This is a genomic window from Streptomyces sp. NPDC046261, from assembly GCF_040646235.1.
Classification (GTDB): Bacteria; Actinomycetota; Actinomycetes; order Streptomycetales; family Streptomycetaceae; genus Streptomyces.
Window position 1 is genome coordinate 79,833 of the sequence record NZ_JBEYZU010000015.1, and the last position, 20,084, is coordinate 99,916.

At 71.8% G+C, this 20,084-nt stretch carries 17 protein-coding genes and 1 tRNA gene; 8 read left to right on the forward strand and 10 right to left on the reverse strand.

Annotated elements, in window-relative coordinates; genetic code table 11:
* Positions 1-112: 112 nt before the first annotated feature.
* From ABZ956_RS23540 to ABZ956_RS23560, 5 genes are all read left to right on the forward strand, one after another.
* A complete protein-coding gene (locus ABZ956_RS23540; RefSeq protein ID WP_361896994.1) occupies positions 113-655 on the forward strand; it encodes a Uma2 family endonuclease in 543 nt (180 codons plus the stop codon).
* Positions 656-748: 93 nt separating this feature from the next.
* Positions 749-822, forward strand: a tRNA-Pro gene (locus tag ABZ956_RS23545).
* Positions 823-938: 116 nt separating this feature from the next.
* Positions 939-5,978: a caspase family protein gene (locus ABZ956_RS23550; RefSeq protein WP_361896997.1), complete on the forward strand. Its 5,040-nt coding sequence runs from the start codon at positions 939-941 to the stop codon at positions 5,976-5,978.
* Positions 5,959-6,369, forward strand: coding sequence for a hypothetical protein (locus tag ABZ956_RS23555; protein WP_361897000.1), 411 nt, complete (start codon positions 5,959-5,961; stop codon positions 6,367-6,369). Before ABZ956_RS23550 ends, ABZ956_RS23555 begins: the two co-directional genes overlap by 20 nt.
* The gene (locus tag ABZ956_RS23560) at positions 6,366-6,986 is read left to right on the forward strand and encodes a hypothetical protein (protein WP_361897003.1); all 621 of its coding nucleotides are present in this window, start codon (positions 6,366-6,368) and stop codon (positions 6,984-6,986) included. The genes ABZ956_RS23555 and ABZ956_RS23560 overlap by 4 nt, the downstream gene beginning before the upstream one ends.
* 15 nt (positions 6,987-7,001) lie before the next feature.
* Here ABZ956_RS23560 and ABZ956_RS23565 read toward each other — a convergent pair whose 3' ends face one another.
* The 5 genes from ABZ956_RS23565 to argC form a co-directional block, all read right to left on the reverse strand.
* Positions 7,002-7,544: an arginine repressor gene (locus tag ABZ956_RS23565; protein ID WP_360911745.1), complete on the reverse strand. Its 543-nt coding sequence runs from the start codon at positions 7,542-7,544 to the stop codon at positions 7,002-7,004.
* 8 nt (positions 7,545-7,552) lie between these two features.
* The gene (locus ABZ956_RS23570; RefSeq protein ID WP_361897006.1) at positions 7,553-8,758 is read right to left on the reverse strand and encodes an acetylornithine transaminase; all 1,206 of its coding nucleotides are present in this window, start codon (positions 8,756-8,758) and stop codon (positions 7,553-7,555) included.
* Positions 8,755-9,663 carry an acetylglutamate kinase gene (gene argB, locus ABZ956_RS23575; RefSeq protein WP_361897009.1) on the reverse strand — a complete coding sequence of 303 codons (909 nt, stop codon included), beginning with the start codon at positions 9,661-9,663 and terminating at the stop codon, positions 8,755-8,757. The genes ABZ956_RS23570 and argB overlap by 4 nt, the downstream gene beginning before the upstream one ends.
* Positions 9,660-10,811 carry a bifunctional glutamate N-acetyltransferase/amino-acid acetyltransferase ArgJ gene (argJ, locus tag ABZ956_RS23580; protein WP_361897012.1) on the reverse strand — a complete coding sequence of 384 codons (1,152 nt, stop codon included), beginning with the start codon at positions 10,809-10,811 and terminating at the stop codon, positions 9,660-9,662. The genes argB and argJ overlap by 4 nt, the downstream gene beginning before the upstream one ends.
* Before the next feature lie 88 nt (positions 10,812-10,899).
* Positions 10,900-11,928, reverse strand: coding sequence for an N-acetyl-gamma-glutamyl-phosphate reductase (gene argC / locus ABZ956_RS23585; protein WP_361897015.1), 1,029 nt, complete (start codon positions 11,926-11,928; stop codon positions 10,900-10,902).
* Between the two features lie 442 nt (positions 11,929-12,370).
* Between argC and ABZ956_RS23590 the strand changes: the two genes are divergently transcribed.
* Positions 12,371-12,658 (forward strand): hypothetical protein, encoded by a 288-nt coding sequence (locus ABZ956_RS23590; RefSeq protein WP_361897018.1) that lies wholly within the window; start codon positions 12,371-12,373, stop codon positions 12,656-12,658.
* Between the two features lie 79 nt (positions 12,659-12,737).
* Here the strand turns inward: ABZ956_RS23590 and ABZ956_RS23595 are convergent, their stop codons facing one another.
* Positions 12,738-13,832: a S1 family peptidase gene (locus ABZ956_RS23595; RefSeq protein WP_361897021.1), complete on the reverse strand. Its 1,095-nt coding sequence runs from the start codon at positions 13,830-13,832 to the stop codon at positions 12,738-12,740.
* 416 nt (positions 13,833-14,248) lie between these two features.
* On the opposite strand from ABZ956_RS23595, the gene ABZ956_RS23600 reads away from it, so the two are divergent.
* Both ABZ956_RS23600 and ABZ956_RS23605 read left to right on the forward strand, forming a co-directional pair.
* On the forward strand, positions 14,249-14,887 hold the full coding sequence (locus ABZ956_RS23600; RefSeq protein WP_361897024.1) for a TMEM175 family protein: 639 nt from the start codon (positions 14,249-14,251) through the stop codon (positions 14,885-14,887).
* A 171-nt stretch (positions 14,888-15,058) separates the two neighbouring features.
* Positions 15,059-15,838 carry a serine protease gene (locus tag ABZ956_RS23605; protein WP_361897027.1) on the forward strand — a complete coding sequence of 260 codons (780 nt, stop codon included), beginning with the start codon at positions 15,059-15,061 and terminating at the stop codon, positions 15,836-15,838.
* A gap of 24 nt (positions 15,839-15,862) precedes the next feature.
* On the opposite strand, the gene ABZ956_RS23610 is transcribed toward ABZ956_RS23605, so the two are convergent.
* Genes ABZ956_RS23610 through ABZ956_RS23625 form a run of 4 tightly spaced genes read right to left on the reverse strand, consistent with a single transcriptional unit; the run spans position 15,863 to position 19,973 of the window.
* Positions 15,863-16,534 (reverse strand): response regulator transcription factor, encoded by a 672-nt coding sequence (locus ABZ956_RS23610; RefSeq protein WP_361897030.1) that lies wholly within the window; start codon positions 16,532-16,534, stop codon positions 15,863-15,865.
* The gene (locus ABZ956_RS23615; protein WP_361897033.1) at positions 16,531-17,826 is read right to left on the reverse strand and encodes a histidine kinase; all 1,296 of its coding nucleotides are present in this window, start codon (positions 17,824-17,826) and stop codon (positions 16,531-16,533) included. The genes ABZ956_RS23610 and ABZ956_RS23615 overlap by 4 nt, the downstream gene beginning before the upstream one ends.
* A 16-nt stretch (positions 17,827-17,842) precedes the next feature.
* Positions 17,843-19,012, reverse strand: coding sequence for an acyltransferase (locus ABZ956_RS23620; protein ID WP_361897036.1), 1,170 nt, complete (start codon positions 19,010-19,012; stop codon positions 17,843-17,845).
* Positions 19,005-19,973, reverse strand: a complete 969-nt coding sequence (locus tag ABZ956_RS23625; RefSeq protein ID WP_361897153.1) for an alpha/beta fold hydrolase — start codon at positions 19,971-19,973, stop codon at positions 19,005-19,007. The genes ABZ956_RS23620 and ABZ956_RS23625 overlap by 8 nt, the downstream gene beginning before the upstream one ends.
* Between the last annotated feature and the right edge of the window lie 111 nt (positions 19,974-20,084).

Consider the following 20,084-nt stretch of genomic DNA (forward strand, 5'->3'; position numbering starts at 1 on the left):
GCCGTATGTTTCGTCAATAGCGCGCGAGGGTGAATGTTCGGGCTTCGCCGCGTTCGGAGGCGTTCTACGATGCGACTATCGATCGACCCGAGCAGGGGAGGCTGTTCTGACCATGACCGCGCAGAGCGATTCCTTGCAGGAAGCCATCGAACGCATCGCGGCGGTGCTGGACGGCTTCAAGATCGAAGCAGTGGGGGACCGCATCATCATGACGCCGCAGAGCAGCGTCCAGAGCCTGACCATCTTCGACATCCGCGACGCCGCCGTGGCGTCCGGCATCCGCAAGGATCGCGTGTTCTCCGACGTCCCGTTCGAGTTCCCTGGAGAGCCCCGGCGCTGCCCGGATCTGTCGATCGTCGAGGACAGGGCCGCGGAGAAGTTCACGTACGAGGATCTCCTGGCCGCGATCGAAGTCGTATCGTCGAAGCACGACAAGAACGACTACGCGATCAAGGTGCGGCAGTACGCCCGCTTCGGCGTCCCCGCATACCTGATCATCGACCCGTTCCTCGGGGAGTGCACTTTGCTCACCCTGCCCCGGGACGACGCCTATACCCGTCGTGAGCTGTTCAAGTACGGCGACACCATCCCCCTCAGCCTGCCGGACGGGCGCCGGATCGACATCCCCACCGACACCTTCAAGCGCCGCAGCTGACCACCAGCACCCCCGATTTGGATCACAGCCCAGAACAGGATATTTTCTTTCTGCACGCCCCACCGGGAAGAAACGCCCGGAGGGACACGGCACCGGGACGTGGCGCAGCTTGGTAGCGCACTTGACTGGGGGTCAAGGGGTCGTGGGTTCAAATCCCGCCGTCCCGACGGTGAAGTAAGGGCCGGCCGCCCGAGGGTTTCCTCGGGCGGCCGGCCTGTTTTGGTACACCCGTATGGCCGCCTCCCCGGTGACATCATGATTCCTCCGTACTGGGGAGGGGCCAATGGAAGACGTCGCCCGAAGGGCACTGCTGATCGGTGTCGGGCAGGCGCCCGGAGCACTCGGCGCGTTCGCGCCCTTGGACGAAGCGGTCGACGCGGACCTCAAGGCCATGCGATCCGCCCTCGAAGAGTCCGGATATGAGGTGGACACGCTGACGGGGGCCGGGGGCGCGGCCATCGGCACCGGCATTCACGAGGCCGCCTCGCGGATTCCGGCGGGTGGCACGCTGCTCATCTACTTCACCGGCCACGGCGTGCGCTTGAACGGCGTGGACTACCTGGTCCCATCGGATGCCCGGGCACCGCGGGACGGCGACTGGCAGCAGCCCTACCTCGACTCCCTTCTGCGTGCCGACATCAGCCCCTCCCTGCGGGCGAGTGCGGCGGGAACCGTTCTGTGGATCATGGATGCCTGCCGCAACGAGTTGTCCGGAACGCGCGAGGCGTTCGGCAGCCACATCGTGCAGGGCCCGCCCACCGGGCGTTTCGCCGTCATGGCGGGTTGCTCGGCCGGAGAACGTTCCGGCTACACGGCGGACGGCAGCTTCTTCACCCAGGGGCTGGCCGCCGCCCTCGGTTCCCTGTCGGCCCCGAGAACCGTGGAGGAGGTGTACGCGGCCGCCAAGGCCCACGCCTTCAAGATCGCCAGAGGGCAGGGCCTGGTGCAGAAGGCGTGGCTGCGCTGCGGCACCGAGCTCGACCGTGAGACACGGGATACGGAGATCTGCCAGGGGCGTCACATGCTGGAGGAGTGGCGGGCCGCGGTACTCGACGAACGGCTGTGGAAGCTCGCCACGGCGGGGGACGCCTCGGCCAAGGGCGTGTCCCACCTGCAGAAGTGTCTGCTCTCGCTGGTCGACGGGTGCGCGCGTACGGTTCACCACGCCTGGAAGAGGCTGCCGGATCCGTGGGCCGACGACGACTTCCCCGTACGCCTGCTCCAGCGCAACCTCGTGGACCTCCTACCGGAGGGCGCGGAGCTTTCCCTCGTGGAGGTCACGGTGCTCCTGGCCGCGCCCTTCCTGCACGAGGCCGCGTGGGCCGAGCGGCTGAGCCAGGCAGCGGAGATCGATCCGACCTGGACGCGGCACGATCCCGATGCCGGTCCGCTCCGCAGACAGCTGGAGCAGGTCTGGGATCACCACGCACCGGCCGCGGAGAAGCTGAGATCCTCCTGGCTGGCGGACCGTGAGGACGACACGCAGGCCATCTCCCTGTGGCTGGTGCACCGCTGGATCGCCGAGCGCTTCGAGACGGACGAGCAGCCCGTGCCGGCCGGGAGCGCGGATGTCTTCGCTCGCGCCGTGCTGGGCGCGCACGAGAGTGAAGGGGCACGAAGCGACGAGCTCTCGGTCGCGCTGCGTGGGCTCGCGGCGGCGGTCACCGCGCACGCGCCGCTGGACGACGTTCAGGACATGGCTCCCCTCATGGTGCGCCTCCCCGGAGGACGCAAGCCCCAGCGGCTTCGGGTCCGGCCGCTGGCCGCACTGCTGCGGCTGGCGGCGGCGCTGGCCACCGACGTGCGCACCCTGCCCGAGATCATCGCCGAGCACCTGGGGGTGTCGGACCCGGTGCGGCCCGGGGCCGTCGTCCGGGCGGCCCAGCACTCCCTGCGCTGGACGCCCGACGGTGACCAGCTGCACATGGACATGCCCTGCCGGCACCACGCGCTCCACGCCGCCATGGCCGAGTTGGCCGAACGAGCGGACCAGCTCGCGTCCGTCGCACGGGAAGGGGCTGAAGTCCTTCCTCGTAGCGAAGGAGACCTTCTGACCGCGGTTCCCTCCCGGATCACGGCCCGCGACCTGCGTCCCTGGCAGCTGCAGGACGGACGTGCGGCGTACGAGGTACCACTGCTGCGCTTCCACCTGGCGCAAACGGAGGTGCGCGACCTCCTTATGGGAACCCAGTTGTACGGCGACCGGGCGCTGGCCGTGCGGGAGCTGTACCAGAACGCGATGGACGCCTGCCGGTACCGCGCCATGCGCGGGAAGTACCTACGTCTCAAGGGACGGCAGACGCTGGACTGGTCAGGTGAGATCACCATTGTCCAAGGGGAGGACGAGCGCGGGCGGTACGTCGAGTGCCGGGACAACGGTGTCGGCATGAGCAAGGAACAGCTCATGAACACCTTCACCCGCGCCGGCAGCCGCTTCGAACGGTCGCGGACGTTCCAGCGCGAGCAGGCGAGCTGGCTACGCCTGGACCCGTCCCTGCAGCTCTACCCGAACAGCCGGTTCGGCATCGGCGTCTTCAGCTACTTCATGCTCGCCGACGAGATGTCGATCGTGACCCGGGAAGTGAGACCGGACGGCATCCCGGCCAACCACGCGTTGCGGGTGGACATTCCGAGCAGCGGGAGCCTGTTCCGCATCCGGCGGCACGATGACAGCCATGACGGGGACGGGCTGCTGGCGGGAGGCACTCGCATACGGCTGTATCTGCGCAGTGGGGTCGCCGTGTCGTGCGCGGACACGCTCCGGAAACTGGTCCGTGTGAGCGAGTTCCGGCTACGGGTCGACGACGGCTCGTCCCCCGCGGAGCACTGGGAGCCCGGGGTGCTCTACGAAGGCCGCCTGAGGAGCACGGGGCACGAAGCGGTGCCGGGCGTGCTGTGGTGGGTGAACGGTCAGGGCGCCATCCTGTGCGACGGCATCGCGACGAACAAGAAGCCCTACGGCTACGTCCTCAATCTCACCGGCCGCCACGCGGGAAAGCTCAGCGTGAACCGCAATGAGCTGCAGGAGTACGACAAGAGCTGGGCACAGCACAACTGGCGTGAGGGCGCCGGCTGCCTTCCCAAGTGGCCTTGGCTCACCATGGAGTGGCTCTGGGCACTGGAAGAACAGAGTCTGTCCACTGCCCGGGTGGTCTGGGACGTGTTGCGTGGCAAAGGAATTCAGGTCCGGTCACGCACGCGCGAATGGGAATCGCATTCCTTGGACGCGGTCGGATGGTTCCGGCCGGACCGGCAAGTGGACAAGGCGATACCGGCCGGCGAGCGTGGTATTACCGGGAACGCACGGCCGTGGCGTACGGCCGTACTCGGCAGGCGGTACGTACCGGCCTCGGAATCCGCTCCCCTGTCCTTGGCCGGCTTCCCCGTGCCTGGCCCGGGGGACGCTGCCCTCTGTGACGAGGTCGGCCAGGACTGGCGCACCGCCGTATATCAGGCAGCCGGCCGGAACACCACGGTCGCCGAAGTGGTGCGATCCATGCGACGGCTGAGAATCATCCACCCGTCCGTCGCGCCTCCGCCTGTCCGCGAGGGAGCACTCGACTGGAAACCGAAGCCGCTGGACGCTTGGCTGGCCAAGGCCTTGAGCGGCGGCTTGGATGCCCAGAAGGAGCGAAAGGTCGTCACCGCGGAACCGGACGACCTGGGCGCCTTGGTCTGGGCATCGCAGCTCTACCGCAGGCCACTGGGTGAGCTGGCTCGCGCGTGCGCGCGCTACGCGCCGATGCTGCGTTCGCCGGTACCCGAGGCTCCCGGGCCGCATCAGGACTATGTGTGCACTGGTAAGGACCTCTCCTTGCTCTACATCACGGACGGAGAGGGAAGGTTGCGTTCGACGCGACGCACACAATGGTCCTGGGATGTCTGGACAGTGGCCCGGGAGCACTCCATGGACCCGCGGGACGTCTTGAAGCACCTCTCGCGGTTCCGCTGGCTCGGCTGGACCCCTCCAGCCGAACCCGACGTCCTCGCGTGGACGCCGGACGACATCGAGGTCCTCGGAGTGCTTCGGGAATACCTCGTCGTCGAGCCCGGGGGCCGTCCCGTCCTCCCTTGGGCAGCCACCATTGCCGTCGCGGCGCAGGGCCTCGCGCCGGAGCGGGACGAGGAAGAAGATCCGGAGGACGCGGACGATGGGGAGGACTGGTGGGAGACCAGTCTGCAGGAGGCCGAAGAGAGGCTGGCGGGCTGTGCGGCACGGCTCGGGTTCGCCTATGAGAAGCGGTTCGTCTCGGATGATCCCCGGGGCACGGTCGTCCCGTCGGAAGAGGCCGCGGACATCGTGTCCCTCGCTCACCGGCGCGGAATCCGGGTCGAGCATGGACTGACGGTGGAAGACCTGGCGCTGGCGCAGTCGTACGAGCTGAGCGATGAGGAATTCTCCGCAGCCGTTGACGAGCTCCGTGCCGCCGGGATCCCCGTCCCGGACAATCTCGATCTCATCCACCAGTGGAACGACCTCCCCACCCGTACGCGCTATGCGTTTTCAGGGGAGGACCCCAGCTGGGACGGTAACGACTTTCCCGTCCTGCCTACGGCTGTCGTGCTCTTCACCGCGAGCACCGAATTGGGCGAGCCCCTCGGTGCCACATGGGAGGTGGCCCAGCGCGAGGCTACCCGCTTCGGGCTCAGCACCCCTCCCCTGCCCGGTTCGCTCGCCGCCTTCACACCGGGCTGGCAGGAGATGCGGGCGCTGGTGACGGGCGGAATGACCGAGAACGATGACGAACCCAGTCTCTACTTCGAGCCCCTCCGCTGGCAGCCCCTGACCGCGGGTTCCCTGGCCCGCTATGCCCAAGAACGCAATCTGACCCCGGCCCGCGCCTACGATCGTCTTGCCCCGCTCCGCGACATCGGGGCCATGATCCCCGAGCTCACCCCGGACGCACTGGCCGGACTTCCCGGGACCGTCCCCACCGAACGCGACCTCATCGCGCTGGAGGAAGGTCACCGGGTCTCCCCCGTCGACACGCCCCTCGTGCCGCTCGACCTGGTGAGCATGGCCGGCCGTCTGGGTGAGCCCGTCGCCGGTACATGGCTGCGGATCGAGCCCTACCTGCCCCTGCAACCGGCCCCGCGGTTCTCGGTGACAGACCTCCCGGACGTCACCCCCCTCTGGCAAGACCTCGCCCTGCTCTCCGTCCATCTGGACGGCCTCCTTCCCGCCCTCAGCGGCAGGGTGTCCGCGGCTCACGTGAGCTTCGCCGCCGGCGAGGTGGGCGAGAGTCCAGCATGGGTATGGCAGCGCCTGGAGTTGTACGCAAACCTGTTCGGACTGGAGCTCGATGAACGTCCCCACGAGTGAGACCCCGGCAGTCGGCGGCCACGACTTCGGCGTCCCCTACGCCGAGGAGCCGCCCCTGGAGACGGCCGCGCCCTTCACCGCCCGCACCTCGGCCGATGGCCGGCGGGTGATCGTCGAGGGTCACTGTCCCCGCTGTCAGGGCAGGACGGTGTCCGAGCTCCCCCGCGGCATCCCGGGCGGCGGTGGCACGAAGGGCATGTTCTCCCGCCTCTCCGGACGCGACCGCCCCCGCGCCGCGCACGACCCCGCCGCGGAAGTCCTCTCCTCGGAGGTCTTCTTCTGCGAGTGCGGTTACGCCCATCCGCAGCAGCCCGCCGACGTGTCGTTCATGGGGTGTGGGGCCAGCTGGCGTGCCGTCGCGCCGTCGACGGACGGCGGCGACGGCCGATGAGCAGCGCCCGTACGGAACGACGGTGGGCGGAACTGGCCCGGGAGCTGGAGTTCACCCAGCTCCCGGAGCTGCGCCGCCAGGCCGAGGGATGGCGGACGGGACTGACCGGGCTGACCGCGCTCGTCACGGTGCTCGCCGTGCTCAAGGGACGGGACAACCTGACGGATCTGCCCGAGGCGGCCCGCCAGACCGCCACCGCTCTCCTCGGCAGCGCCTTTCTCGTCCTCGTCGTGGGTTCGCTGCTGGCCGTGCGGGCGTCGCACGGGCAGCCGGGGGACGAAATCACCCTCGGTGGCCAGGCCCTGCGCCGGTGGACCGAGCGCGAGGTGGTGCGCACCGGTCGGTTCGTGAAGGCCTCAGCCGTGTGCTGCGTGCTGGGCGTCGTCCTGGTCTTCGCCGCCGTGGCCACCGCCTGGTCCACGGCGAGCGGCCCGGCGGCAAGCCTCGTGCAGGTCCGCACGCCGTCGGCCACCGTGTGCGGTGAGCTCCACGCGGCAGGGGCTCAGGGGGTGAGCCTGTGGGTCACGGCGGAGGGCCGACGTGAACTCCGCGTCCTGCCGGTGGAGGCGGGCACCTCGATCACGCCCGCCAAGACCTGCCCCGCCGCCCGGCCGTGACAGCGGGGCCGGACCTCAGCGTTCCTTCTGCGCCAGTCTCAGCAGGTGGTCCGCCAGTGCCTGGCCGCCGGCCGGGTCGCGGCTGATCAGGAGGAGGGTGTCGTCGCCCGCGATGGTGCCGATGATCTCGTGGACGCCCGCCTGGTCGATGGCCGAGGCGAAGAACTGCGCGGCGCCCGGTGGGGTGCGCAGGACCACCAGGTTGGCCGAGGCCTCTGCCGAGATCAGCAGCTCGGCGGCCAGGCGGCCCATGCGGGCCTCCGTGGCGGACTCGCCGAGGGGGGCGCGGGGGGTGCGGTCGCCGCCTTCGGAGGGGACCGCGTAGATCAGCTCGCCGCCGGTGTTGCGGATCTTCACCGCGCCCAGCTCGTCGAGGTCCCGGGAGAGTGTCGCCTGCGTGACGGAGAGGCCGTCGTCCGCGAGCAGCTTGGCGAGCTGGCTCTGTGACCTGACGGCTTGCCGGCTGAGGATGTCCACGATCCGGCGGTGGCGTGCGGTGCGGGTCTGCGGCACGGCCTGCCCGCCGTGGCCCGGCTCGGTCTCCTGCGCCTCGGTCATCGTTGTCGTCAGTCTCCGGATCGTCGTTCCTCGTGTGCCCCGCCGGCGGCGGCGTCCAGGACGCCGGGCAGTGCCTGGAGGAACGTTTCCACCTCATCCTCGGTGATGATCAGTGGAGGGGCCAGCCGCACCACGTGGGGTGCGACCGCGTTCACCAGGAGACCGGCTTCCTGGGCCGCCTGCTGCACCTTCGGTGCGAGGGGCTCGTCAAGGACAATACCCAGGAGCAGGCCCGCACCACGGACATGGCCGACGAGCGGGTGGTTCAGCGCAGCGATCCCGTCACGCAACCGGGCGCCCATGTGCCGCACGTGGGCGAGGGTGTCCCCGGCCGCGAGGGTGTCGAGGACGGCGAGGGCGGCCGCGCAGGAGACGGGGTTGCCGCCGAAGGTGGAGCCGTGCTGACCGGGCGTCAGCAGGTCGGCGGCGGGGCCGAAGGCCAGGGTGGCCCCGATGGGCAGGCCGCCGCCGAGGCCCTTGGCGAGGGTGACGACATCGGGTTCGACGCCCTGTGCCGTGTGCGCGAACCAGTCCCCGGTGCGGCCGATACCTGTCTGGATCTCGTCCAGCACCAGCAGCGTCCCGGTGGCCCGGGTGATCGCGCGGGCGGCGGCCAGATAGCCCTCGGGCGGTACGACGACCCCGTTCTCGCCCTGGACCGGCTCCAGCACCACCAGCGCGGTGTCGGTGGTGACCGCCGCGCGCAGGGCCGCCACGTCCCCGTACGGGACGTGGGTGACGTCCCCAGGCAGCGGAAGGAACGGCTCCTGTTTTGTGGGCTGGCCGGTGAGGGCGAGGGCCCCCATGGTGCGGCCGTGGAAGCCGCCCGTGGCGGCCACCATGTGGCCGCGGCCCGTGCGCCGGCCGATCTTGAAGGCGGCTTCCACGGCCTCCGCGCCGGAGTTGGAGAAGTACACCCGTCCCGGCCGGCCGGCCAGGCACAGCAGCCGCTCCGCCAGCTGGACGGTGGGCTCGGCGGTGAAGAGGTTGGAGACGTGGCCCAGGGTGGCGATCTGGTCGGAGACCGCGCGGACGATCGCGGGGTGCGCGTGCCCGAGGGCGTTGACCGCGATGCCGCCGACGAGGTCCAGGTAGGCGTTGCCGTCGGCGTCCCAGACGGTGCTGCCCTCGCCGCGCACCAGCGGGACGCGGGGCGTGCCGTAGTTGTCCATGAGGGCGCCCTGCCAGCGCCGGGTGAGCTCCGCGTTGGTCATGACTCCCCCTCCGGGTCCGGGACGACCATCGTGCCGATGCCCTCGTCCGTGAAGATCTCCAGCAGGATGGCGTGCTGGACCCGTCCGTCTATCACGCGGGCGGTGGTGACGCCGTTGCGTACGGCGTGCAGGCAGCCCTCCATCTTGGGGACCATGCCGCTGGCCAGCTCGGGCAGCAGCCGCTCCAGCTCGCTCGCGGTGAGCTGGCTGATGACGTCGTCGCTGTGCGGCCAGTCCGCGTAGAGGCCCTCGACGTCGGTGAGGACCATCAGGGTCTCGGCGCCCAGCGCGGCGGCGAGCGCGGCGGCGGCGGTGTCGGCGTTGACGTTGTAGACGTGCTGGTCGTCGGCGCTGCGGGCGATGGAGGAGACGACCGGGATGCGGCCGTCGTCCAGGAGGGCGCGTACCGCGCTCGGGTCGATGTCGGTGATCTCGCCGACCCGGCCGATGTCCACGCGCTCGCCGTCGATCTCGGCGTAGTGCTGGGTGGCGGTCATCAGGTGGGCGTCCTCGCCGGTGAGGCCGACGGCGAACGGGCCGTGCCGGTTGAGCAGCCCGACGAGCTCGCGCTGGACCTGTCCGGCGAGGACCATGCGGACGACGTCCATGGCCTCGGGCGTGGTGACCCGCAGGCCGGCCTTGAACTCCGACTGAAGGCCCATCCGGTCCAGTTGGGCACTGATCTGCGGCCCGCCGCCGTGCACGACGACCGGGCGCAGCCCGGCGTGCCGGAGGAAGACGACGTCCTGGGCGAAGGCGGCCTTCAGCTCGTCGTCGATCATGGCGTTGCCGCCGAACTTGACCACGACGGTCTTGCCATGATGGCGCGTCAGCCAGGGCAGGGCCTCGACGAGGGTGCGGGCCTTGGGCAGGGCCGTGTGCCGGCGGGTGGTGGGAGTGCTCATGAGGAGTACGCGCTGTTCTCGTGGACGTAGTCGGCGGTGAGGTCGTTGGCCCAGATGACGGCGGTCTCGGTGCCCTCGGCCAGGTCGGCGGTGATCCGTACCTCGCGGTAGCGCATGTCGACGAGGTCGCGGTCCTCACCGACGGAGCCGGCGCGGCAGACCCAGACGCCGTTGATGGCGACGTTGAGCTTGTCGGGGTCGAAGGCGGCCGAGGTGGTGCCGATGGCGGAGAGCACCCGGCCCCAGTTGGGGTCCTCGCCGTGGATGGCGCACTTGAGGAGGTTGTTGCGGGCGATGGAGCGGCCCACCTCCACGGCGTCGTCCTCGGTGGCCGCGCCGACGACCTCGATGCGGATGTCCTTGCTGGCGCCTTCGGCGTCGCCGATGAGCTGACGGGCGAGGTCGTCGCAGACGGTCCGTACGGCCTCGGCGAAGGCGGCCGCGTCGGGGGTGATGCCGGAGGCGCCGGAGGCGAGCAGCAGCACGGTGTCGTTGGTGGACATGCAGCCGTCGGAGTCGACGCGGTCGAAGGTGGTGCGGGTGGCGTCGCGCAGCGCGGCGTCGAGGCCGGCGCTGTCGACGTCGGCGTCGGTGGTCAGGACGACGAGCATGGTGGCGAGTCCCGGGGCGAGCATGCCCGCGCCCTTGGCCATGCCGCCGACGGTCCAGCCCTCGCCCTGGGCGACGGCGGTCTTGTGGACGGTGTCGGTGGTCTTGATGGCGATGGCGGCCTTCTCGCCGCCGTGCGCGGACAGTTCGGCGGCGGCCTTGTCGATGCCGGGCAGGAGCTTGTCCATCGGGAGCCGGACGCCGATGAGGCCGGTGGAGGCCACCGCGATCTCGCCGGCGTTGTGGCCCAGGGCCTCGGCGGCCTTCTCGGCGGTGGCGTGCGTGTCCTGGAAGCCCTCGGGGCCGGTGCAGGCGTTGGCGCCGCCGGAGTTGAGGACGACGGCGGAGACCTGGCCGCCCTTGAGGACCTGCTGGGACCACAGGACGGGCGCGGCCTTGACGCGGTTGGCGGTGAAGACGCCGGCGGCGGCCAGGCGGGGGCCCTGGTTGACCACGAGGGCGAGGTCGGGGCTGCCGCTCTCCTTGATCCCGGCGGCGATGCCGGCCGCCGTGAATCCCTGTGCTGCGGTGACGCTCACTGCATCTCCTCGTCGGTCGTGCTCGTGGTGTTCTGGGGAGTGCACGGGACCAGCCGTGCCAGTACGGTCGCGATCATGCGGCGGACGCTCATGGCGCCACCCCGGTGGCCGGCAGCCCCAGCTCCTCGGGGAGCCCGAGGGCGATGTTCATGCTCTGGACGGCGCCGCCGGCGGTGCCCTTGGTGAGGTTGTCGATGGCGCTGACGGCGACGAGGCGGCCGGCCGCCTCGTCGAGGGCGACCTGGACGAGCGCGGTGTTGGAGCCGTATACGGACGCCGTGGCCGGCCACTGCCCCTCGGGCAGGAGGCGGGCGAACGGCTCGTCCTGGAACGCCTTCTCGTACGCGGCCCGCAGTGCCTGCGCGGTCGCACCCGGCGCGGCCTTGGCGCTGCACGTGGCGAGGATGCCGCGCGACATGGGCGCCAGCGTGGGGGTGAAGGAGACGGTGACCGGCTGCCCGGCGACGGCGGAGAGGTTCTGGCTCATCTCGGGGGTGTGCCGGTGCCCGCCGCCGACACCGTACGGGCTCATCGAGCCCATGACCTCGCTGCCGAGCAGGTGGGGCTTGGCGGCCTTGCCGGCGCCGGACGTGCCGGACGCGGCGACGATCACGGCCTCGGGCCCGGCCAGGGCGGCGGCGTAGGCGGGGAAGAGGGCGAGCGAGACGGCGGTCGGGAAGCAGCCCGGCACGGCGACCCGCTTCGTCCCCCGCAGCGCCTTTCGTGCCCCGGGCAGCTCGGGCAGCCCGTACGGCCAGGTGCCGGCGTGCGCGGACCCGTAGAAGCGCTCCCACTGGTCCGCGTCCTCGAGCCGGAAGTCGGCCCCGCAGTCGACGACCAGCACCTCGTCGCCGAGCCGGTCCGCGACGGCGGCGGACTGCCCGTGCGGCAGGGCGAGGAAGACGACGTCGTGCCCGGCGAGCACGTCGGCCGTGGTCGGCTCGAGCACCCGCGCGGCGAGCTGCGGCAGGTGCGGCTGGAGGGCGCCGAGCGGCTGCCCGGCGTTGGAGTTGCCGGTCACGGCACCGATGCGCACCTCGGGGTGCCCGAGCAGCAGGCGCAGTATCTCCCCGCCCGCGTATCCACTGGCCCCGGCCACTGCCGCACGTATCGCCATCGGTCGTTCCTCCTCCACGTCGAAGCATGACTATACGGATGCTTGCAGTTTTATGCAATGCCTCGTATGGCCGGCTGTACCGACTGGAAAGTCCGCTTGGACGGCGCCGGCATTCGTGACGCGCTTCAGCGCCCGGCCCCGCGTCACCCGTCGCTCCTTAAGGTACGGAGTCCGACACGGAGAGTCACGGCGCTCGCGCCCGCCCAGACGCCCGGCCGGAGTACCACCGGCAGCGACCACGGCCGGAGCCTCGTCGGCAGCGGCCTCCATCAGGGGCGCACGGACGTCGGCGGGCGCTGGGCGAACGTGAAGTGCGCTGGGGACTCACCCACGAAGTCGCGTAACCACCCTTCACATTGTGTGGTTACAAGACTGAGTGACCGGAAGCCGACGCTCCGGTCGGCTCATTCGTTTCCCACCCCCACCGCAGCGAGGAAACCCCATGAACCGAAAGCTCACCGCCCGTCTCGCCGGTTTCGTAGGCGCCTCGGCCCTCGCCCTGGGCGGCGTGGTCGTCGCCGCCCCCGCCGCGCAGGCCGACGGTGCCGGTTGCGCGAACTACCTGGCCCAGGTCCCCAACTCGCGCAGCACCACCGACGGCAACCTCGCCTGCGGCCTCGGTGCCGCCGGCCTCCCCGTGAGCGACGAGCTGTGCGAGCTGGTGCTGGGCAACGTCTCCCAGGTCAACGGAACCGCTACGGACACTGCCTGCAAGCAGGCCAAGCAGTAGGCAGTACCGCCACCTCCACGCGGACCAGCACCCCCGGGCAGGCTGCCCAGGGGTGCTGGTCCGCGTTTCCCTTACGGAGTTACCCGACGGTCGCGCCGTATGCCGTCAGCGCCTCGACCACCGGCTGGAAGTAAGTGGTCCCGCCGTCGGTGCAGTTGCCGGTGCCGCCCGAGGTGAGGCCGATCGCATCGGAGCCGGAGAAGAGCGGACCCCCGCTGTCGCCGGGCTCGGCGCAGACGTTGGTCTGGATCAGCCCCCTGACCTGGCCCTCCGGGAAGTTCACGGTCGCGTTGAGGCCGGTGACCGTGCCGCTCTTCAGGCCGGTGGTGGAGCCACTGCGCTGGACGTCTTCGTTGAGGACCGCGTCACGGGCAGCCGTGATCTCCTGCTCATCGCCGTTCCAGAGGTTCACCTCGCTCGGGTGCTCGGGGGCACCGGCGACGTACTCCGCGATGGCGTAGTCGTTGCCGGGGAAGCTCGATGCCGTGGTTACCGCGATCTCCTCGCCGCTGTCACTGGTGGCCCAGCTCCTGATCGGGTTGCCGCAGTGCCCGGCCGTGAGGAAGGCGTCGGGCTTGCCGGACCGCTTGACGTTGAAGCCGAGCGAGCAACGCGCCCGGACGCTGGACACGTTGGAGCCGTAGATCGGGTCACCGCCCGAGAGGAACATCTTCAGCTCGGAGTCGGTCCGCTCCAGCTTGACCTTCTCCCCCAGCGGCTTGAGCACCGTGGTGAGCCGGGCCAGCTTCGCCCCCTTCACCGTGGGGTCGGCGGTGACAACGACCTTGTTGACTCTCGGGTCCGGCACCCACGCGGTGCCGGGGATCGGCTCACTGGCGTTGAGGGTCGTCATGGTGGCGGCCAGCGTGGAATCGTCGAACTGGACCTTCCTCGGCTCGGCCCCCGCCTTGCGGACCTTCGCGGCGGCCTCCGGGGTGGTGACGTTGACGACGAGCTTCTTCGCCGTGCGGTCGTAGTACGAACCGGCTGCCGCCCCCTTCAGCTGCGGGGCGAGCGACTTCGCGAGCTGCCCGGCGGCAGCCGGGGTCATGACCTTGGCGGGCCGGCCGGCCGAGGCGCCGGCGCTGTGCGGAGAGAGGGCGACGGCGGCCACCACGGCGAGTGCGGTGGCTGCCAGAGTGGCGACGCGGCGGAGTGGAGCGGAAGGTTGCAAGGAATCTCCCGAGTGAGTGCCGGAAACACGGGTCCGGAAGGCGCGTCCCCACGCCGTGCGGCGCAGGCGGAAAACCCATCCTCACAGCGGCCGACAACCCCTAGTGCAGACGGGCGGCACCACCGGAGCAAACCACCCATAACAGCGACAGAACCAACAACTCCAGTTCGTTCAGGGCTGGTTAGTCCTAGCCGTGACACCCCGACCACCGTGACCCGCGGTCACCCCGAGGAACGGGACGTGCGCAATCCGGCGCCGCCCTACGGGCCTGGGTCCTGTCCGCAGAGACCTGGCAGGAACTGGCCACCGGCTACCGAACGTCGCGGGGCCACCTATCGCTCTTTGTCACACCGAACGGGTGACGACAGGGCGCGGCCGACCGAGGGCCGGCGCGTCGGCCTTCTACCGTGCCGAGCATGGTGACGACCGGTGCGGACGGTGCGGCGGACGCCGAGGAGGCGCCGGGCGCGGAGAGCTCGGAGCGGCTGGTCGCCCTGTCCGACGGGATCTACGCGATCGCCATGACGCTGCTGGTGCTCGACGTCTCCATCCCCGACGGGCTGGACGAGGCGGGCTTTCGGCGCGCGCTGCGCCAGGAGTGGCCCAGCCTCGGCGCCTACGCGCTCAGCTTCGCCGTCCTCGCGGCCCTGTGGCGCGACCAGCGCCGGATCCTCCACCACGTACGGCGGGCCGACACCCTGGTGGTGCGCCTGACACTGGCCGGCCTGGGCACGGCGGCGCTGCTGCCGTTCCCCACCGCGCTGCTGTCCGAGTACGGCGCCCGAGAGCCCATGGCCGTGGCCACCTACGCGGTCGCCATCGCCCTGATCAGCCTGCTGCACCTCGCGGTGTTCGTCAGGGTCCGGCGCCGCCCGCGCCTGAGGGTCCGCCCCATCCCCGACCGGGCCGCCCGGGCCGTCGTCACCGAGCTCGGCGCGGTCGTCCTGGTCTGCGCCGCGTCCGTCGTGCTGGCCTTCGCCGTCTCCCCCCTGGCGGGACTGGTGACCTGGCTGCTGTCGATCCCCCTCAAACACGCCATCCGCCGAATCGGCTGAGCGGTGCCGGGCGGCGTCCCGGCCCGCCGTCCCAGGTTCGCGCGTTCGCGCAGGTCAGGGGCGGTGGAACGTCCCGGCGTCCCACATGTGCGGTCAGGGCTGGCGGCCGGGACGGTCCTCAGTTCATGATCCTTTCCGACCACCGCACCGACAGACAACGGGGGATCCCGCATGCCCAAGCCCGGCCACCGCCTCACCACCGCCCTCCTGACCGCCGCCGGCCTGGCGGCCGTCACCTGTGCCACCGCCGCTCCGGCCGCCGCCGTGCGCGGCGGCTCGGCCACCACGAGCCAGGCGGCGCCGTTCACCGTGATGCTCAAGAACCCGGACGCGCCGGCGGGCGGGGACAGCGCGTGGTGCGGCGGCACGCTCGTCGCCCCCGACAAGGTGCTCACGGCCGCCCACTGCGTGACGAACGCTCCCCGGCCCCTGGCGATGACCGTGGTCGGCGGGCGCACCGACCGGCTGTCGACGGCCGGTCAGGAGCGGCGCGTCACCGCCGTCACGGTGGACCCCGAGTACACCGCCGCCCTCGTGCACGACGCGGCCGTCCTCACCCTGGACAAGCCGCTTCCGTACAAGCCGCTGCGCGTCGCGACGGGCAAGGACGCCGCGCTGTACGCCACCGGGCGCACCGCCACCGTCTACGGCTGGGGGCGTACCGACGGCACGACCGAGGGCCGGGTCCTGAAGAAGGCCACCCTCACCCTGTCCCCGCTCGCGGCCTGTGAGCCGTATTCAAACACCACCGACACCACGCTGAAGGTCTGCGGGACCTCCGCGAAGGGCAAGGGCGAGAGCGTCTGCCCGGGCGACTCGGGCGGGCCGCTCGTCGCCGGCGGTGTGCTGATCGGCATCGTCTCGGCGGGCAACAAGTACTGCGACGCCCAGTACCCGGTGTCGGTCTTCACCAAGGTGAGCACGGTCGCCCCGGGGCTGGGCCTGAAGTAGCCGCGCCGCGCGCCGGGCGGGGGGTCAGTACCCCGCCGGGCGCACCAGGCCCGTTTCGTAGGCGAAGACCGCGGCCTGGGTGCGGTCGCGCAGGCCCAGCTTGACCAGGATCCGGCTCACATGGGTCTTCACGGTCTGTTCCGCCAGCACCAGACGTGCGGCGATCTCCGCGTTCGACAGGCCCTGCGCGATCAGGGACAGGACCTCGGTCTCGCGTTCCGTCAGGGCTCCGACGCGTTCCTTGAGCGGGGCGCGGGGGGCGCCGGCCGTCCGGGAGAACTCGGCGATGAGGCGCTTGGTGATGTTCGGGGAGAGCAGGGCGTCGCCGCCCGCCACCACGCGGACGGCGTGGGCGAGTTCGGCGGCCGAGGCGTCCTTGAGCAGGAACCCGGAGGCGCCCGCGCGCAGCGCCTCGTAGACGTATTCGTCGAGGTCGAAGGTGGTCAGGACGAGGACCTTGACGGTGGCGCCGGCCGGTGCGGTGATGCGGCGCGTGGCGTCGATGCCGCCGAGGCCGGGCATCCGGATGTCCATCAGGACGACGTCGGGGTCCAGTTCGGCGACCTTGGCGACCGCGTCCTCGCCGTCCACGGCCTGGCCGACGACCTCGATGCCGGGTTCGGCGTCGAGCAGGACGGTGAAGCCCTGGCGGACCATCATCTGGTCGTCGGCGATCAGCACGCGGATGGCGTTCATGCGGTGTCCTCAACGGGGTGGTCGGTGCCGGGGGCGGGGAGGTGCGCGGGCAGGGTCGCGAGCACTTCGTAGCCGCCGTCGGGGGTGGCTCCGGCGGCGAGTTCGCCGCCGAGCATCGCGGTGCGCTCGCGCATGCCGAGCAGGCCGTGGCCGGCGCCCGGCGAGGGCGGGGCCGGCCGGGCGGGCGGGGTGTTGACGACGCGGACGGTGACGCCCGAGGGGTGGTAGCCGATGCCCACGCGTACCTGCGCTCCGGGGGCGTGGCGCATCGCGTTGCTGAGGGACTCCTGCACGATGCGGTACGCCGACAGCTCCACACCGGGCGACAGCGGGCGCGGTGCGCCGGTGATCGCGGTGGTGACGGCGAGGCCCGCGCTACGTACGTTGTCGACGAGTTCGGGCAAGCGGTCGAGGGTGGGCTGGGGCGTGTGCCGGCTGCCCTCGGCGGAGGTGTCCTCCGACCGCAGGACGCCCAGGACCCGGCGCAGTTCGGTCAGCGCCTCGACGGCGTTCTGGCGGATGCCGGCGAGGTTCTCCTTCAGGTCCGCGGAGGGGTTCTCGACCAGGTGCGGGGCGACCTGCGCCTGGATGGAGATGACCGACATGTGGTGGGCGACGACGTCGTGCAGCTCGCGGGCGATGCGGTTGCGCTCCTCCAGCAGGGTGCGCCGGGAGCGCTCCCCGGCGGTCAGCACCTCCTGCTCGGCCAGGCGGGTTCTGGCCACCCGGCTCATGCGCAGCGAGGCCCCGACGACGACCGCGGTGGCGAAGGTCACGGCGCCGCGGGCGAGGACCTCGTTGTGCTCCTGGGTCTGGAAGGCGGAGTTGACCAGGCCCGCGAGGACGGTCAGCGCCAGTGCCCCGGCCGCGATCAGGGGGCGGACCCGCAGGGCGAGCAGGAGCAGGACGAAGGTGTGCAGGATGATGTCCTCGATCCTCCACGGCCACAGATGGTCCCGGCCGACGTCGGCCTCGCAGAGTGCAGCGACGAGGAAGAGCGTGATCGTCGACAGCCACCAGGCGGGTACCGGGCGGGACAGGGCGAGGACGAGGGACGCCGACTGGAGCACCGCGAACAGGGTCCGCAGTGCCGGGTGCTGGTGGAACTCCTGGCTGCTGTCACCGAGGTTGTAGATGGCCGTGAGCGCCGCGATCAGTACCACGTGGGCGTGCGGCAGCCAGGCCAGCCAGCGCATCCGCGGCAGCGGATCGTGGGCCACCGTGAGCAGGCCCGTGGCCAAGGCGCGCGGCAGCGAGCGCGCTGCCGCGGCGAACCGCTCCTTGTCCCCCATCCACACAAGATCAACTCTAGGCACGCCGTACCTCCGCCGTCCGCGCCGCCCCCCGCTCGCGCACGGTACGGCTCCCACCGCGCCCGCGCCCGCCGCCCTGTTCGTAGGTGTGGAAGGCCGCCAGGCACACCAGCAGCGCCACGGCGAACGCCGGCAGCCAGGCGAGCCGGGCGAGCACCCAGGCGGGGCCGTCGGGCACGGTGTGCAGTCCCGGCAGGGCCTCACCGGCGAGGAGGCCGAGGGCGGTGACCGCCATCATCGCGGTCTGGTGCCAGAGGAAGACGGTCATGGCGCACAGGTTCACCAGCGCCACCGCCGCCCAGGCCGCCGGCCGCCGCAGCACCCGGCGCAGCGGGCCGGCGAGCAGCAGGGCCGCCCCGCACTGCGCGAGGCCGAAGGTGACGGCCGCGAGGGTGGGCGGGTCGAGGTTGGACAGCGTGGCGCCCGGCACCCCGACCATGGACGCCGGGTAACCGGCGTACAGGACAAGGCCCGTGGTGGCGGCCGCGCCGCCGGCCAGCAGCGCCCGTCCGGTCGCCCGCACCGGGAAGGCACCGCGCGCCCAGGCGGCACCCAGGCAGTACGGCACCAGCCAGCCGGCGGCCACGTTGAGCCCGCCGAGCCAGGCCGGGCCGCCGAGGCCCAGCCGGACGAGGTCCCCGCACGCCACCGCCACCAGCGGCCACAGCGGGTGCAGGCCGGCCACGAGCGGGGTCGCGGCCGTCAGCACGGCGAAGACCAGCAGGAACCACAGCGGGGACAGCACCAGCTTGCCCAGGGCGTGGACGGTCCGGTAGCCGGCGCCGGCCGCCAGCATCGCGCCCGCCGCGGCCGTCCACACCGTCAGCAGGGCGGCGACCGGGCCGAAGAGCCGCGCCAGCCGGGCGCCGAGCCACTGCCGGTACGTCGTGCCGCGGGCGCGGGCCGAGGCGTAGCCCGTCGCGCCGACGTGCCCGCCCACCAGGAAGAAGACGGCGAGGGTCTGGAACACCCAGGAGAGGGGGACCAGTCGGGGCATGTGCCGCAGCGGGCTGGCACCGTGCACCGTGCCGGTGTCGGTGACCAGGGCGGTGACCAGCCAGTGGCCGAGCACCACGCCGAGGACGGCGAGGGCGCGCAGGGCGTCGATACCGCGGTCGCGGCCGGGCGGGGTGGCGCGCTCGACGCGCCGGACGGTCTCACGCATGCCGGCCCTCCTGGGCGGGCGTCGCGCCGCGGACGATCCGGGCGATGTTCCGCAGGGAGGTGGAGCGCGGCGCGAGGTAGTCGCCGTGGCCGGCGGAGCCCGCGTCGAAGGGGCGGGCTCCGAACCGCTTCGCGAGCGGATCGGTGCCGAGCCCGACGGTGGCGAAGCCCAGGGGCAGCCGTACGTGCGGTACGTCCGCGATCCAGTCTCGGGTGCCCCGGCCCGCCCAGACGGTGGCCCCCGTCCGCAGCGCGCCGACGTGGTCGGCGGCGCCGGCGCCGGGGCTGCCGTACAGGACGATGTCGGCGACCGGCAGGCCCGGGGCGGCCCGGGCGCAGACGACGGCGCCGTAGGAGTGGCAGACCAGCGAGGTCCGGGCCGCCGGTCTGGCCGCCCTCAACTCGCCGACGAAGGCGCGGAGTCGGGGTGCGGCGGAGTCGGCCCGTGCCGGCGTCAGGGCGGCGGTGCTGAACGTGCCCGGGGTGCCGTAGCCCAGCCAGGCGATGACGGCGGTCCGTCCGCTCAGTTCCCGCTGGAGCGCCACGGCGCCGGCCCGCAGGCGCCCGTAGGTGTCGAGGCTGGTGTCGGAACCGGGCACCAGCACGGCGATCCGCTCGGCGCGCGCGAGGTCGCCGACGACCTCGGCGGTGCGCCCGCCGTCGCGGCCGTCGAAGGCGAGGAAGCGGCGCGCCGGGTCCGCCATGGCGCGCAGGGTGGCGGCGCGTGCGCGGTCGCCGTGGGCGGTGGCCGCGCGCTCGGCCGCCCGGATGCCGGCGCGGTGGGCGGCGTAGCGCTCCTTCAGCGCGGCGGGGCTCGCGTCGCGCAGGGGGGCGAGGACGGCCGGAGCGGGTGCCGGAACCGCCGCGGGACGGGCCGCTGCCGACACCGGCACCGCCACCGAGGCGGTGACGAGCGCGGCGAGGAGGGCGCGACGCAGACTGCGGCGCGGGCGGGACACCATGACGGCCATGAGGAGGGCCTTCCGTACCAGGGGCTCTTTCGTGCTTGCGGTACGGAAGGTAGGGATCGGCTGGGGTGGTCGGCGTCCCGCCGGGGAGCGCACCGCGCGCGT